This is a genomic window from Exiguobacterium sp. s149 (genome assembly GCF_018618395.1).
Classification (GTDB): domain Bacteria; phylum Bacillota; class Bacilli; order Exiguobacteriales; family Exiguobacteriaceae; genus Exiguobacterium; species Exiguobacterium chiriqhucha.
In genome coordinates this window covers 1-13,164 of record NZ_JACSLZ010000011.1, presented here as the reverse complement: position 1 = coordinate 13,164, position 13,164 = coordinate 1, and the positions used below count along the sequence as shown (strand labels likewise).

Annotated in this window: 18 protein-coding genes; 15 read left to right on the top strand and 3 right to left on the bottom strand. The window is 51.4% G+C overall.

Annotated elements, in window-relative coordinates:
• The first annotated feature begins 33 nt into the window (after window positions 1–33).
• Both KNP81_RS12905 and KNP81_RS12900 read left to right on the top strand, forming a co-directional pair.
• On the top strand, window positions 34–882 hold the full coding sequence (locus KNP81_RS12905; RefSeq protein WP_021066659.1) for a YitT family protein: 849 nt from the start codon (window positions 34–36) through the stop codon (window positions 880–882).
• Window positions 883–956: 74 nt separating this feature from the next.
• The gene (locus tag KNP81_RS12900; protein ID WP_214720246.1) at window positions 957–1,628 is read left to right on the top strand and encodes a 5'-methylthioadenosine/S-adenosylhomocysteine nucleosidase family protein; all 672 of its coding nucleotides are present in this window, start codon (window positions 957–959) and stop codon (window positions 1,626–1,628) included.
• A 56-nt stretch (window positions 1,629–1,684) separates the two neighbouring features.
• Here KNP81_RS12900 and KNP81_RS12895 read toward each other — a convergent pair whose 3' ends face one another.
• Complete coding sequence (locus KNP81_RS12895; protein ID WP_214720245.1) at window positions 1,685–2,497, bottom strand: Cof-type HAD-IIB family hydrolase; 813 nt, start codon at window positions 2,495–2,497, stop codon at window positions 1,685–1,687.
• A 164-nt stretch (window positions 2,498–2,661) separates the two neighbouring features.
• On the opposite strand from KNP81_RS12895, the gene KNP81_RS12890 reads away from it, so the two are divergent.
• The 11 genes from KNP81_RS12890 to KNP81_RS12840 all read left to right on the top strand — a co-directional run bounded on the left by KNP81_RS12890 (window position 2,662) and on the right by KNP81_RS12840 (window position 9,403).
• Window positions 2,662–2,856, top strand: a complete 195-nt coding sequence (locus tag KNP81_RS12890) for a YjzD family protein (RefSeq protein ID WP_021066656.1) — start codon at window positions 2,662–2,664, stop codon at window positions 2,854–2,856.
• 66 nt (window positions 2,857–2,922) lie between these two features.
• Entirely contained in the window at window positions 2,923–3,342 is a 420-nt protein-coding gene (locus KNP81_RS12885; RefSeq protein ID WP_021066655.1) for a thioredoxin family protein, read from the top strand.
• A complete protein-coding gene (locus KNP81_RS12880; RefSeq protein ID WP_214720244.1) occupies window positions 3,339–4,121 on the top strand; it encodes a phosphatidylserine decarboxylase in 783 nt (260 codons plus the stop codon). Before KNP81_RS12885 ends, KNP81_RS12880 begins: the two co-directional genes overlap by 4 nt.
• Window positions 4,122–4,249: 128 nt before the next feature.
• On the top strand, window positions 4,250–4,876 hold the full coding sequence (locus KNP81_RS12875; RefSeq protein WP_021066653.1) for a YqeG family HAD IIIA-type phosphatase: 627 nt from the start codon (window positions 4,250–4,252) through the stop codon (window positions 4,874–4,876).
• A gap of 134 nt (window positions 4,877–5,010) precedes the next feature.
• Window positions 5,011–6,123, top strand: a complete 1,113-nt coding sequence (yqeH, locus tag KNP81_RS12870; protein ID WP_214720282.1) for a ribosome biogenesis GTPase YqeH — start codon at window positions 5,011–5,013, stop codon at window positions 6,121–6,123.
• Window positions 6,120–6,905, top strand: coding sequence for a shikimate dehydrogenase (gene aroE, locus KNP81_RS12865; protein WP_214720243.1), 786 nt, complete (start codon window positions 6,120–6,122; stop codon window positions 6,903–6,905). Before yqeH ends, aroE begins: the two co-directional genes overlap by 4 nt.
• A gap of 5 nt (window positions 6,906–6,910) precedes the next feature.
• Window positions 6,911–7,207 carry a ribosome assembly RNA-binding protein YhbY gene (gene yhbY / locus KNP81_RS12860; RefSeq protein WP_021066650.1) on the top strand — a complete coding sequence of 99 codons (297 nt, stop codon included), beginning with the start codon at window positions 6,911–6,913 and terminating at the stop codon, window positions 7,205–7,207.
• Window positions 7,204–7,773, top strand: a complete 570-nt coding sequence (locus KNP81_RS12855; RefSeq protein WP_214720242.1) for a nicotinate-nucleotide adenylyltransferase — start codon at window positions 7,204–7,206, stop codon at window positions 7,771–7,773. Before yhbY ends, KNP81_RS12855 begins: the two co-directional genes overlap by 4 nt.
• Window positions 7,763–8,320, top strand: a complete 558-nt coding sequence (yqeK, locus tag KNP81_RS12850) for a bis(5'-nucleosyl)-tetraphosphatase (symmetrical) YqeK (protein WP_214720241.1) — start codon at window positions 7,763–7,765, stop codon at window positions 8,318–8,320. Before KNP81_RS12855 ends, yqeK begins: the two co-directional genes overlap by 11 nt.
• Before the next feature lie 10 nt (window positions 8,321–8,330).
• Window positions 8,331–8,678 (top strand): ribosome silencing factor, encoded by a 348-nt coding sequence (rsfS, locus tag KNP81_RS12845; protein ID WP_021066647.1) that lies wholly within the window; start codon window positions 8,331–8,333, stop codon window positions 8,676–8,678.
• On the top strand, window positions 8,678–9,403 hold the full coding sequence (locus KNP81_RS12840; protein WP_214720240.1) for a class I SAM-dependent DNA methyltransferase: 726 nt from the start codon (window positions 8,678–8,680) through the stop codon (window positions 9,401–9,403). Before rsfS ends, KNP81_RS12840 begins: the two co-directional genes overlap by 1 nt.
• A 153-nt stretch (window positions 9,404–9,556) precedes the next feature.
• Here KNP81_RS12840 and KNP81_RS12835 read toward each other — a convergent pair whose 3' ends face one another.
• Window positions 9,557–10,105, bottom strand: a complete 549-nt coding sequence (locus KNP81_RS12835; RefSeq protein ID WP_214720239.1) for a GrpB family protein — start codon at window positions 10,103–10,105, stop codon at window positions 9,557–9,559.
• A 218-nt stretch (window positions 10,106–10,323) separates the two neighbouring features.
• Window positions 10,324–10,737, bottom strand: a complete 414-nt coding sequence (locus tag KNP81_RS12830; RefSeq protein ID WP_214720238.1) for a VOC family protein — start codon at window positions 10,735–10,737, stop codon at window positions 10,324–10,326.
• 154 nt (window positions 10,738–10,891) lie between these two features.
• Here KNP81_RS12830 and KNP81_RS12825 point away from each other — a divergent pair, with 154 nt between their 5' ends.
• Both KNP81_RS12825 and KNP81_RS12820 read left to right on the top strand, forming a co-directional pair.
• The gene (locus KNP81_RS12825; RefSeq protein ID WP_021066644.1) at window positions 10,892–11,473 is read left to right on the top strand and encodes a DUF2238 domain-containing protein; all 582 of its coding nucleotides are present in this window, start codon (window positions 10,892–10,894) and stop codon (window positions 11,471–11,473) included.
• Between the two features lie 108 nt (window positions 11,474–11,581).
• The gene (locus KNP81_RS12820; protein WP_214720237.1) at window positions 11,582–13,051 is read left to right on the top strand and encodes a catalase; all 1,470 of its coding nucleotides are present in this window, start codon (window positions 11,582–11,584) and stop codon (window positions 13,049–13,051) included.
• Window positions 13,052–13,164 lie beyond the last annotated feature (113 nt).

Below are 13,164 nucleotides of genomic sequence, written 5' to 3'. Positions count from 1 at the left end.
ATTCTTAGCCATTTTTGAAAGGGGAGACAAAACTTGACGGAAGCCGTTAAAGAACACGCTCGCATCGGAATCGTTTCGATTATCGGGGGAGTGTTCGTTGCATTATCCATGACATTATTTTTAATCCCGGCGGGGGTATACTCGACCGGATTTACGGGGCTCGCCCAAATTTTTACGCAACTGTTTGCGGGGACACCGTTTGAGCTCGGGGAAGGGATTTGGTTCTTCGTCTTGAACGTACCGCTGTTGATCGTCAGTTATTTCATGCTCGGCAAGAACATGATGATTCATACATTGATCAGCGTCGCGGCAGTCACCGTGTTCATTCGCGTGCTTCCGCAGTCGTCAATCATTTCGGACGACCCGCTTTTGAACGCTGTGTTCGGTGGGGTTTTGCTCGCCATCGGTTCGGGGATTACGATTCGTTTCGGTGCCTCGACCGGCGGATTCGATATCGTCGCCCTGATCTTAGCGAAGTTCACGAACAACTCGGTCGGCGTCTATCTGTTCCTCATGAACATGATGATCGCGCTTTGGGCCGGTGCGTTGTTCGGTTGGCAGACCGCGCTTTATACGATCGTCTTCTTATATGTGACGTCGAAAGTCATCGATGAGATTTATACGAATACGCAGCGCCAGACGCTCTTCATCGTCACGAGTCATCCGGACGAAGTGACGAAGGAGTTGCACCAGCACGTCTTCCGCGGCATCACGCTCATGCCGGCGATCGGCACATACTCGAAAGTCGAGAAAGCGACGCTCATGATGGTCGCTCAACGACACGAAGTGCGTGAAATCACACGCATCTGTAAAGACGCCGATCCAAGCGTCTTCATCAATATGGTCCCGACTGAAGATGTCGAAGGTGCGTTCCGACGCTAAAATAAACCCCCGCTGAACGCTCAGCGGGGGTTATTGTATAGGTAGAGATCAAACGAGTGTGAGGGGGACGTGTGATGACTGGAGTCAGTATTGCGACGAAATGGGAGTATGAAGCGACATTGGAGTATTATGACGTTAGCGTGGATGAACGGTTCAGTTACCCGTATGGCGAGTATTTCAAGAGGACGCTTGATGATGTCGAACTCGTTTTCTACAGCACCGGTGTGCGGAAAGCGAACGGGGTCGGTGCCAATCAATATATGATGTCTCGTTTCAATTTAATGAAAGTGATTGTGGCTGGCACGTGCGCCGGAATCGACGATACGTTCAACCAGTTGGATATCCTCATCCCTCATCGCGCTGTTCAATACGATTGCACGGTCAAAGAAGTAGAGCCGCTGATCAAGCAATCGTTCATCGTCGACATTGAACTAGCGAACTACGGGGACGATTTTTTGACGGGTACCATTGCGACGGCCGATCGGGCGGTCGTGATGTGGAACGACTACCGGGAACTGAAAGGACACGACATCACCATCGCGGATACGGAAGCAGGCGCCATCGCGTATATCTGCAAGAAAAATGGCGTCGAGTGTATCATTGTCAAAGGAATCTCTGACTTCCCGACGGATGAACGCGACGCGAATCCAGTCGACTCGAACGTAGAACAAATCAATGTGTACATCGCAAACACCCCGAAAGTGATGACCAAGATTTTTGACGACTATTTGTGGCGCTTTATTTGACCAAGGTCAGAATTGAACGCAAAAAACACCGACTGCATGAACAGCCGGTGTGTGGATTATGCTTTGATGCCGAGTTTTTCTTCAAGGTAGATGGCGATGCCGTCTTCCATGTTCGACGCGGTCACTTCATCCGCGACGGCTTTCAACTGGCTGATGGCGTTGCCCATCGCGACGCCGGTGCCGACGTAGTCGAGCATCTCGAGGTCGTTTTCCTCGTCGCCGAACGCGATGATGTTTTTGCGGTTGATACCGAGATGTTTCGATACTTCGCGCAACCCGAGTGCTTTCGACGTGTTCTGGCTCATGACCTCGATCATGTGCTCCGGCATGCGCCATTGGCGGTTCAAGACGGCCTCGGCGTGGACTTTATTCAAACGAGCGCGGACGTTGTCGACGTGCTCTTTCGTCGCGTGGATGAGGAGCGATGTCGGTTCTTCCTGCAAGTGTTTGAGCAAGTTGCCCGAGGTGACGCTGAGCGCGCGCTCGGCGTACGGGCTGTAAAACTCTTGCGGATCTTTATGGAAATAGACGTGGTCGGTCACTTCGACGACGATGTTGTGCGCTTTCGTTTCCGATACTTCCTCGATAATTTCGTGCGCCGTCTTGAGCGGAATCGGCCGGTGCGTCACTGCGTATGACGGATCTTTCGGGTGATGGACGAGCGCGCCGTTGAAGTTGATGAGCGGTGTCGTCAAGCCGAGCTTTTCGTAATATATGATCGAGTGGCGTTGTGGGCGACCGGTCGCGATCATCACTTCATGACCCGCCTCACGGGCTGCTTGAAGCGCACGCACGTTGCGCTCACTGATCGTCTTGTCATCGCGCAACAACGTTCCATCCAAATCGACTGCGATTAAATAACGTGACATAGGGTTTCCTCTTTTCTACGAGTTGCTTATTTCTCAAACCGTACCATATTTCCCGTTTCGACGGAAAGAATATACAATCGAGGTCGCACATTTTACGGTAACAATGCTATACTAAGGACGTATGAATTTTTCATGAATCATCTGTGAGATGGAGGGGACTATCGATGCGTTACTTAGTCACATTGTTCTGGGCGATCTTGCTTTCGAATACAGCAATCTTTATCATTTCTGCTGTCGATGGCGTGACGTTCAACGCGATGCTCGCGACATTCTTTGGCGTCGTCATCACGATCTTTATTGTACTCTTGGACACGCTTAACCAAGATATGGGGATTAGCGACGTCGCACAAGAGAAGTAAGACGTCTACAACCAAGCTGGCTCATATCCGAGTCAGTTCTTTTTATATTATTAGGAGGAATCGAATATGAAAAACAATGCCAAACGGGCGAACTTCATCACGTTCGCCATCATCGGAGTCATCATCGTCATCGGTCTCGGCTTGTTGTTCTTCTTGAACAACGCGAACGAGGAGACGGGCGTCAACGCCGTCACACCTGACGAGCTCGAGACGAAGATTTCAGAAGAAGAGGAAGTCGTCGTCTACTTCTGGCAGACAGGTTGCGAATACTGTGAGCAAGTCAAACCATACGTCGAGCCACTCATCGAAGAGAATGACGCCGTCTCCATCAACTTGGCCGACCACAACGTCTGGACGACTTATGGCATCAACGGGACACCGACGATGATTCGTTTCCAAGATGGAAAAGAAGTCGGACGTGTTGAAGGAGCGGTCTCTGAGCAACAGTATGAAACGTTCTTTAAAAACGAGGAGGGCACACAGTGATCAAAAGCCGCTTATATCAGACTTTGTTTGAATTGAACGCGACCCCGGTCATTGCCAAGCGACTCCGTGCCTTCGCTGAATCGTCAGCGAGCCGGGCTTTCATCCCGTCGTTTGCGAAAACGTATCAAATCAACGTTGATGAAGCGGCGGAACCGATTGAGGCTTATCCGAGCCTGCACGCCTTTTTCACACGTCATTTGAAAGACGGGGTCCGGCCGATTGACGCCAACCCGAACTCGGTCGTCTCACCATGCGACGGCAAACTGTCCATCGTGGCCGATATTACGGACGACAGCCGCTTCGAGGTCAAAGGTCAGTCGTACACGCTCGCCGAGCTGCTCGGCTCGCAACAAGAAGCAAGACGTTACGCCGGCGGTACGGTCTGTGTCCTTTATTTGAGCCCGCGTGACTATCACCGCGTACACGTCCCGCTCGCCGGGCGGGTGCTCAGTCATTATGAACTCGGTGACCGTTCGGCACCGGTGAATGACATCGGGTTGACGAAGACGGTTCGTCCGCTCTCACGCAACTATCGTCGCGTTACGCGCTTCGAGACGGCCGTTGGAGTATACGAGCACATCATGGTCGGGGCGTTGAACGTCAATACGATCGAATGGACGCTTGAAGGCGAACACGCGGGCAAAGGCGACGAGGTCGGTTATTTCTCATTCGGCTCGACCGTCATCCTTTGTTTTGAGAAAGGCCGCGTCACCATCGACCCAGCCAAAATCGGCCCGGTTCGACTCGGAGAAGTCATCGGGACGATGCAAAACGGTTGATTTTTTAAAACTTTTTCAGGCCGACCGAACGATACACTAGTCGTTTGGTCGGTTTTCGTTTACCATAGAAGGGATATCACTACATGTATAGTAGTTGAATCGCTTTAGCTAATTGGAGGAATTTAACCGTGTTTAATCGACTTTATCCGAAACAGTTCGTCGCGTCAGTATTTGACATCGACCTTGAAGAATTGAAAGACCGTGGGGTACGTGTAATTTTGACGGACCTTGATAATACACTCGTGGCCTGGGATGTCCCGCACGCACCAGAGCTTCTTTTGCTATGGCTTGAAAAAGTGAAGTCACACGGCCTCGATGTCATCGTCGTCTCGAATAATAACGAGAACCGCGTACGTACGTTCACGGAACCGCTCGGCCTTCACTATGTGGCACGTGCGAAAAAGCCGTTACCGTCTGGATTCAAACAGGCGCTCGCAAAATATGGCTATTCGACGAAAGAAGCCATTTTCTTAGGCGATCAATTGTTCACGGACGTACTCGGTGCCAACATGGCCGGGATTCATGTCATCCACGTGCAACCGGTCGTCAAGACGGACGGACTCGTCACGAAGTTCAATCGCATGCTTGAAAAAGTCGTGTTCGCCCATATGAAACGTCGCGGAAAGTACGTGTTGATCACGAAAAAAGTTGAGGAGCTCGCCGTCGATGCGAAGCGCGCCAAAGTGGCCGTCGCCGAGAAAATCGGTGAAGCGATGCACTCACGTTCCGAAGATTCACATAAAAAAGATGAATAAGGACCTCGAACGCACAGGAAGAAGGAGGCTGTCCATGTACGGCGCGTAAGGCGTCGGAATTAACGCTTCAGGAGTAGCGGCGAGGCGCTACAGTGAATGAAGAAGAGGCAACTTAAATGACAGCAGACAACATTATGGAAGAAACAACACGTTATTGCGCCGGTTGCGGTGTCGCTATTCAAACGGAAGACCCGACCGGTGCCGGTTATGCACCAAAATCGGCACTCGATCGCGAGATCGTCATTTGCCAACGTTGCTTCAAATTGAAGCACTACAATCAAATTCAAGACGTCGAATTGACAGATGACGACTTCTTGCGCATCTTGAACGGCATCAGTGCTAAAGAAGCGCTCGTCATTAAAATCGTCGATATTTTTGACTTCAACGGTAGCTGGTTGCCAGGGCTTCAACGCTCAGTCGGCACGAACCCGGTCCTCTTGGTCGGAAACAAAGTCGACTTATTACCGAAGTCGGTCAACCCGAACCGGATGGCCAACTGGATGAAGTCTGAAGCGAAAGAGCTCGGCTTGAACCCGGTCGATGTGCACTTGATCAGTGCCAAAAAAGGGCACGGCATCGACGAGCTCGCAGAGAAAATTGAGTACTATCGTAAAGGCAAGGACGTCTATGTCGTCGGTTGTACGAACGTCGGGAAGTCGACGCTCATCAACCAAATCATCAAGCGTTTCGGAGCAGAAGACGAGGCCATCATCACGGTCAGTCATTTCCCGGGAACGACGCTCGATTTGATTGACGTCCCGCTCGACGATGATGCGAACCTGTACGATACGCCGGGGATTATCAACCGTCATCAAATGGCGCATTATGTCGATGCGAAAGATTTGAAGACGATCACCCCGAAAAAAGAGATTAAGCCGCACGTGTTCCAGTTGAACCCGCAGCAGACGCTCTTCTTCGGTGGACTCGCCCGTCTCGACTACATGGAAGGCAACAAGCGCTCGTTCGTTGTCTACATGTCGAACGAGTTGAAGACACACCGGACCAAGCTCGACAAAGCAGATGAACTATACGAAAACCATATCGGTAAAATGCTCAATCCGCCGAACGAGAAAACGTTGCAATTGTTGCCTCCGCTCGTGCGTCACGAGTTCAGTCTCCGTGACGGCGTCAAGACAGACATCGTCTTCAGCGGACTCGGTTGGGTCGCGATTCACGGAAAAGGTGGACGCATCGCCGCGTGGGCACCAAAAGGAGTTGCCGTCACATTACGTGAGGCGCTCGTATGAGACTGGCCGTCATCGGTCACCCGATTGCTCATTCGCTCTCTCCCGTCCTGCACGAGCAGTGGCTGAGAGCGTCTGGGCTTTTCGGGCGCTATGAGGCGCTTGACGTCACCCCGGACGAACTCGCGGACTTGTTTCAAAAGATGCGTGACGGCGTCTGGGACGGTTTCAACGTCACCATCCCGTATAAAGAGGCTGTCATCCCGTACCTGGACGAGCTTGATCAGGCGGCCGAAGCCGCCGGTGCCGTCAATACGGTGTATAAGCGGGACGGGAAGCTGATTGGGACGAATACGGACGGGGCTGGCCTCGTCGCCGCGCTCGACCGCTGGACCGATTGGACGGGCCATGTGCTCGTCATCGGGGCGGGTGGGGCAGCGCGCGGCATCATCAGTGCCTTGCCGACCCGTGACGTTACGGTCACAAATCGAACGATGGAACGGGCGGAGAGTCTCGCGGACGCGTTCGGGATTGAGGCGCAGGCGCTCACAGATGTCGAGATCGCACGGTATGACGTCATCATCCAGACGACATCGGTCGGCATGGACGGCGTCGATTCACCACGATCGTTAAAAGGTTTACGACAAAACACTGTCGTTTGTGATATCATATATCGTCCACTCGTCACACCGTTTTTAAAGGAAGCCGCCAAAGCAGACGCGAAAATCGTCAACGGAACTGCCATGTTCGTCGGACAAGGCGCTTTGGCGTTTGAATATTGGACAGGTGTGAGACCGGATCAACTTGTCGGAATGAAGTTAATTGAACGCTTATTGGAGGAATAAATAGTATGTTATCAGGTAAACAAAAACGCTTTTTACGTGCCGAGGCACACCACCTCTCGCCGATTTATCAAGTCGGAAAAAATGGAGTGAGTGAAGCGATGTGCAAAGACATTAGCGACGCGCTCGAAAAACGTGAGCTCTTGAAAGTTCAAGTGCTTCAAAACTGTACCGATACGCCGAAAGACGTAGCCGGAGAATTGGCTGAAGGCACGAAAGCCGAAGTCGTTCAAGTCATCGGAAAAGTCATCGTCTTGTACAAACAGGCGACTGAGAAAGAAAATCGCCAAATCAAACTCCCATGAGCCGCATCGGCCTGATGGGAGGCACGTTCGACCCGCCACATCTCGGTCATTTATTGATCGCCGAACAGGCGCGCGAACAGTTGGAACTCGATGAGGTCTGGTTTCTGCCGGCGGCGATTCCGCCGCACAAGGCGGGCTTCAGCCCGGCTAAAGACCGAATCGAAATGACTCGGCGGGCGATTGCGGATCAACCTGCGTTCAAACTGAGCTTGATTGAGTTTGAACGTGACGAACCGTCCTATACGGTCGAGACGATGAGACGGTTGCGGGACTTGTATCCGGACGACACATTCTTCTTCTTGATTGGGGCGGACTCGCTCGAATCACTCGAAAAGTGGTACGATTACGAGACGCTCGTCACCCTCGTCACGTTCGGGGCTGTCGCGCGTCCGGGCAGCCGATACCGCATCCCGAAACAGGCAGATGTGCGCACGATCGATATGCCGCAACTCGAGATCTCGTCGACCGATATCCGGGAGCGGACGAGACGGGACAAGTCCATCAAATATCTCGTCCCGCTCGATGTCGAAACTTATATCAAGGAGCGCGACTTGTATGACGTATGAGGAAGCACAATCATTGATTGAGGCGACGTTGCCCGAGAAACGCTACATCCACACGCTCGGTGTCGTCGAGACGGCCGACCGGTTGGCCCGCTTGTACGGGGCCGATGTGGAAGCGGCGCGACTCGCGGCGATGTTGCACGACTATGCGAAATATTTGGATGCCGACATGATGCGGCAAGTCGTGGTCGAGGAGAACCTCAATCCGAGCTTGCTTGAGTTCGATGACGAGCTGTTGCATGCGCCGGTCGGGGCCATCCTGTTAGACCGAGCGTACGACCTTGACCCGGCCGTCGTGTCGGCCATCAAGAATCATACGACAGGAGAACCGGGCATGTCCCGGATCGACCAGATTTTATTCGTCGCGGACGCGATCGAACCGAATCGGTCGTATCCGGGCGTCGACGTCTTGCGTGACCTCGCGGATCGTTCGCTCGAAGCGGCCGTCGTCGCGACGTTGCGCCATACGATTGCTTATTTATTGAACAAGTCGGTGCGGATTTTCCCGCTGACGATTGAGACGTATAACCATTTTGTGAAAACACCCTAGGAGGTACAGTATGACTGTAAAAGAAGAATTAGAATTGATCGTGAAGGCCGCTGACGATAAGCGTGCCGAAGATATCGTCGTCCTCGACATGGAAGGCATCTCACCGGTCGCAGATTATTTCGTCATCTGCCACGGTAATTCAGAGAAGCAAGTCCAAGCAATCGCGCGCGAAATCAAAGACGTGGCCGGCGAGCATGAGCTCCCGCTCCACAAATTCGAAGGCATGGACTCGGCACGTTGGGTGCTCGCTGACCTCGAAAACGTCGTCGTCCATATCTTCCATCGCGATGACCGTGACTACTACAACCTTGAAAAATTGTGGGCAGATGCGCCACAAGTGGAAGTAGAAGTCGGCTAATGGCGTACGAAGGGTTCGCCTACGTCTACGATGAGTTGATGAAAGATGCCCCGTACGAGGACTGGGTCGCCTTCGTGCGTCGCCATGTCAAAGACGGTGCATCGCTTGCTGACGTCGGATGCGGGACGGGCTCGGCGACGATTCGCTTGGCGGAGCATTACGAGACAATCGGACTCGACTTATCTGAGTCGATGCTCGAAGTCGCCCAAGAGAAAGCGCTCGAGGCAGGCATCATGCTTCCGCTCTGGCAACAGGATATGCGGGAGCTTGAATTGCCACACCCAGTCGACGCCGTGACAATCCTCTGTGACTCGCTTTGCTATCTCGAGGATGAGGCCGATGTCATCGATACGTTCGAGGCGGTGTACGAACAATTGAAACCGGGCGGCATGTTCATCTTTGATGTGCATTCGCCGAACAAGATGCAGACGCTCTTCAATCAGAAGACGTATGCCTCGAACGGGGAAGATTGTTCGTATATCTGGTTCGCCGACCCGGGCGAAGCACCGCTCTCGGTCGTTCACGATTTGACGTTCTTCGTCGCCCTCGAGGATGGCACGTATGATCGCGTCGAGGAGACGCATGAGCAACGGACGTATGAGTCGGGGCAGTATATGCAATGGCTCATCGGGGTCGGCTTCCATGTGAAATCGGTCACCGCTGACTTCACGGACCAAGCTCCGGGCCCGAACGCAGAACGAATCTTTTTTGTCGCCCAGAAATAAACGAGACCCCATCGCGGATTTGCGATGGGGTCTCGAGCTGTTAACGAATCAAATCGCAACATGCGGTCTGATTCTTTTTTTATTGATGGTTCTGCCCGAAGTGAAGCATTGTTGCAGTCATGTTTGCCCAATTCGTGTTTCCGTGCCTCCAAGTCAGGTGTTTAATACTTGACTTATAAAGGCAGCTTTAGCTTGAGTATACTTTTCTCGGTCATTACGAAATTCTTTTGCTAAATGCCTTTTAAGAAGCCCGTACTCTTTTACAAGCGAAGGATTGTCTCGTAATTTATCTCGAAACTCAATCTGTTTTCCCCAACGATCTTCTGCCACTTTCATGATGTGTAAATGAGCAACTCGCTTATCATTTTTTACTTTCACAAAAAATCTCCGCCAGGTTTGTCCATCTAGTTCAGGTGGTACATAGTGCCAATCATGCAACGTTAATGTATCAACAATATCGTGGATTTTTTCAAACGATTCGATACTAATCATCACATCTATAATAGGTTTTGCGGGTAGACCAGGAACGGCCGTACTACCTATGTGTTCTGCTTCCTTGATGTCAAACTTTGAAAGTAAGTCGAACAACTCTCTTGTTTCTTGTAGACCTAACCGTGCCCACTGCACGTTAGAATCTTCTATTTCAATAGTCTCATAAGCCCAAATTGGAATATTTGAGTGCTCGTGTTTGTCTTCTTTCATGAGTTTATCCCATCTCCCTGAAAGTTTTTTTCACTTTATACCCAGAACCTCATTTTTAAACGCGATATAGAGAACCAGATAATTTTTATCTCATTTTGCTTACAGCCTTGTTTCTCCGTTCACAAGTAATTCAATGTTGATTCATGGCCCCGTCATAATGCTAATCATAAAAAGAGTCGAAAGACCCCATTGCAAGTAGCATGGGGTCTTTGTCATGGTCAAGCCTCGTGACTGAATTGCCATTGGACACCGAAACGGTCTTCGACCATGCCATACGCCTTGCTCCAGAACGTCTCTTGGAGCGGCATAAGGACACGGCCACCGGCAGATAAAGCCTCGAATTCTCGACGGATGGCGTGGAGGTCATCTGTCACGACGGCGAGTGTGATGTTCTGCCCGAACGTGACCGGACCGTCCGGCATAGCGTCCGAAAACATGAGCGATGTACCATGGACGCTCAGACGGGCATGGAGGACGAGGTCGGCCAGCTCGTCCGGTACAGGTTCACCGTCCGGTCCAGGCTGGGCACCGAACGTCATGATGTCCGGGGCGGGCTCGGCGAAGACGTCGGCATAAAACAGGACGGCGTCGCGACAGTCGCCATTGAAATTGAGATAAGGGTTGATCGGCATGAGTGTTCCTCCTCGAATCGTTTCTTTCAGTATGAGACAAACGGATGACGGAAGAATCCGACAAAAGCACGAATTTTCGGATAAGGTTGTTGAAACGGTCGCTGAAACGGGAATGGAGTAGATGAGACATTCTTACGAAAGAAGGCGTAAGGAGATGAAACTGACACGAGGACGTCTACTAGAATTCGGGTTCGTGTTGTTCATGGCGGTCATACTCGTCACGTCGATCATCGAAGGAGAGTGGTTTGACGCGAGCGTCGCCGGGGCGGGGATCGTGTCGGGTTTGATTCCGTTCATCCTCGAGAAGACGTTCAAAACCGAGTTCGACGCTAAAATGAAAGTCGCCTATATCTTATTCTTGTTTGCGTCGCAGTACTTGGGGTCGATTGTCGGATTGTATTCGAACGGTTGGTGGGACACGTTTCTTCACGTGTTGAGTGGGGTGTTTTTGGCGTTTCTCGGCTTCGATTTCTTAAGTCGACTTGATGAGGACATCCGACTTGAGATGCCGAAGCGGTTCGTCTTCGTCTATATCGTCGTCTTCGCGATGGCCGGGGCGGCACTTTGGGAAATGTATGAATTCACATCGGACTTGCTATTGAACACGACGATGCAAGGGAACGGGAACGACGACACGATGGTCGATCTCGTTGCCGGATCACTCGGCGGCATCATCGCGGCCTTGCTCGTGACCGAGATTCACCGAAAAGAACAACATAAGAAACGTAAAAACTGAAAGCGATTGCAAAACGCCCGAGTATTGCTCGAGCGTTTTATTTGTAATAATTATTATCTTTTAATATCATTAACTTTGTAAGAATGATTATAAAGAGGAGGCAACAATATGGATCAACATCGTCGTCTAACTACTAACCAAGGCGTCCCAATCGGGGATAACGCCAACTCCATCACAGCGGGTCGCCGCGGCCCCACACTTCTCGAAGATTATCAACTCATTGAAAAACTCGCCCACTTTGACCGTGAGCGCGTGCCGGAGCGGGTCGTTCATGCTCGTGGTGCCGGAGCACACGGTGTCTTCAAAGTTAAAAATAGCATGAAACGATATACAAAAGCCAAATTTTTGCAGGAAGAAGGGCAAGAGACTCCAATCTTCGCTCGCTTCTCAACCGTCATCCATGGTCTTGGCTCACCAGAGACGCTTCGTGACCCACGTGGATTCTCGGTCAAGTTTTACACGGAAGAAGGGAACTATGATTTCGTCGGAAACAACTTACCGGTCTTCTTTATCCGTGACGCCATCAAATTCCCAGACGTGATCCACTCACTTAAACCGGACCCACGGACGAACTTGCAAGACCCAGACCGTTTCTTCGACTTCATGTCGCTCACGCCGGAATCGACGAGCATGCTCATCCACTTGTTCAGCGATGAAGGGATTCCAGCCTCATACCGTCATATGCGCGGTTCATCGGTCCACTCATTCAAATGGGTCAACGAATACGGAAACACGGTGTACATAAAACTCCGTTGGGTCCCGAAACAAGGCATTAAAAACTTGTCGATGGAAGAAGCGGCGAAAGTACAGGCCGAAGACTTCAACCATGCGACACGCGACTTGTTCAACGCCATCGAGGAAGGCGACTTCCCAGAATGGGATCTCTACGTCCAAATCCTCGACCCGGCCGATATGGATAACTTCGATTTCGATCCGCTCGACGCGACAAAAGACTGGTTCGAAGATGTCATCCCGTATCAACTCGTCGGTACGATGACGCTTAACAAAAACGTCGACAACTATTTTGCCGAGACGGAATCTGTCGGATTCAACCCGGGCGTGCTCGTACCTGGGATTCAACCGTCTGAAGACAAGATGCTCCAAGGTCGCTTGTTCTCCTATTCGGATACGCAACGTTATCGTATCGGGGCGAACTACTTGCAGCTCCCGATCAACTGTCCGTTCGCACAAGTGTCGAACAATCAGCGTGATGGCGTGATGCCGTTCAAACAACAGACGAGCCCGGTCAACTATGAACCGAACCGCTATGAGGACGCACCGAAACCGGACGCGGCTTATATCGAGACGGAACAACCAATCTCAGGAGTGGCTGGACGTCAAAAAATCGAGAAGACAAATGACTTCGGTCAAGCTGGAGAAGTGTACCGTCGCTACTCGGAAGAAGAGAAGACGGCACTCGTGAACAACTTGGTGGCGCACATTAAAGAAGTCCGCCATGAAAACACGGTGCTCCTCTTGATCTGCAACTTCTATCGGGCCGACCGCGACCTCGGCGCGCGTCTCTCAGAAGCACTCAACGTCGATATCACACCGTTTTTGAATCAAGTCACAGAATAAACACGTAAGCAGAGTGGGAAAACACTGGGCTAACCTAAATTTTTGAGACAATATAAAAACACCTTCGCAGTGGTACACTTAAAAAAAGTGCTAGCATCGGAGGTGTTTTTGCG

Bases quoted from the DNA above. Each gene is read 5' to 3' on its own strand.
- KNP81_RS12825 (WP_021066644.1), top strand. From the start codon at position 10,892: ATGAAACTGACACGAGGACGTCTACTAGAATTCGGGTTCGTGTTGTTC.
- KNP81_RS12895 (WP_214720245.1), bottom strand. From the start codon at position 2,497: ATGTCACGTTATTTAATCGCAGTCGATTTGGATGGAACGTTGTTGCGC.
- KNP81_RS12820 (WP_214720237.1), top strand. From the start codon at position 11,582: ATGGATCAACATCGTCGTCTAACTACTAACCAAGGCGTCCCAATCGGG.
- aroE (WP_214720243.1), top strand. From the start codon at position 6,120: ATGAGACTGGCCGTCATCGGTCACCCGATTGCTCATTCGCTCTCTCCC.
- KNP81_RS12830 (WP_214720238.1), bottom strand. From the start codon at position 10,737: ATGCCGATCAACCCTTATCTCAATTTCAATGGCGACTGTCGCGACGCC.
- yhbY (WP_021066650.1), top strand. From the start codon at position 6,911: ATGTTATCAGGTAAACAAAAACGCTTTTTACGTGCCGAGGCACACCAC.
- KNP81_RS12855 (WP_214720242.1), top strand. From the start codon at position 7,204: ATGAGCCGCATCGGCCTGATGGGAGGCACGTTCGACCCGCCACATCTC.
- KNP81_RS12840 (WP_214720240.1), top strand. From the start codon at position 8,678: ATGGCGTACGAAGGGTTCGCCTACGTCTACGATGAGTTGATGAAAGAT.
- KNP81_RS12900 (WP_214720246.1), top strand. From the start codon at position 957: ATGACTGGAGTCAGTATTGCGACGAAATGGGAGTATGAAGCGACATTG.
- KNP81_RS12890 (WP_021066656.1), top strand. From the start codon at position 2,662: ATGCGTTACTTAGTCACATTGTTCTGGGCGATCTTGCTTTCGAATACA.
- yqeK (WP_214720241.1), top strand. From the start codon at position 7,763: ATGACGTATGAGGAAGCACAATCATTGATTGAGGCGACGTTGCCCGAG.
- rsfS (WP_021066647.1), top strand. From the start codon at position 8,331: ATGACTGTAAAAGAAGAATTAGAATTGATCGTGAAGGCCGCTGACGAT.
- KNP81_RS12835 (WP_214720239.1), bottom strand. From the start codon at position 10,105: ATGAAAGAAGACAAACACGAGCACTCAAATATTCCAATTTGGGCTTAT.
- yqeH (WP_214720282.1), top strand. From the start codon at position 5,011: ATGGAAGAAACAACACGTTATTGCGCCGGTTGCGGTGTCGCTATTCAA.
- KNP81_RS12885 (WP_021066655.1), top strand. From the start codon at position 2,923: ATGAAAAACAATGCCAAACGGGCGAACTTCATCACGTTCGCCATCATC.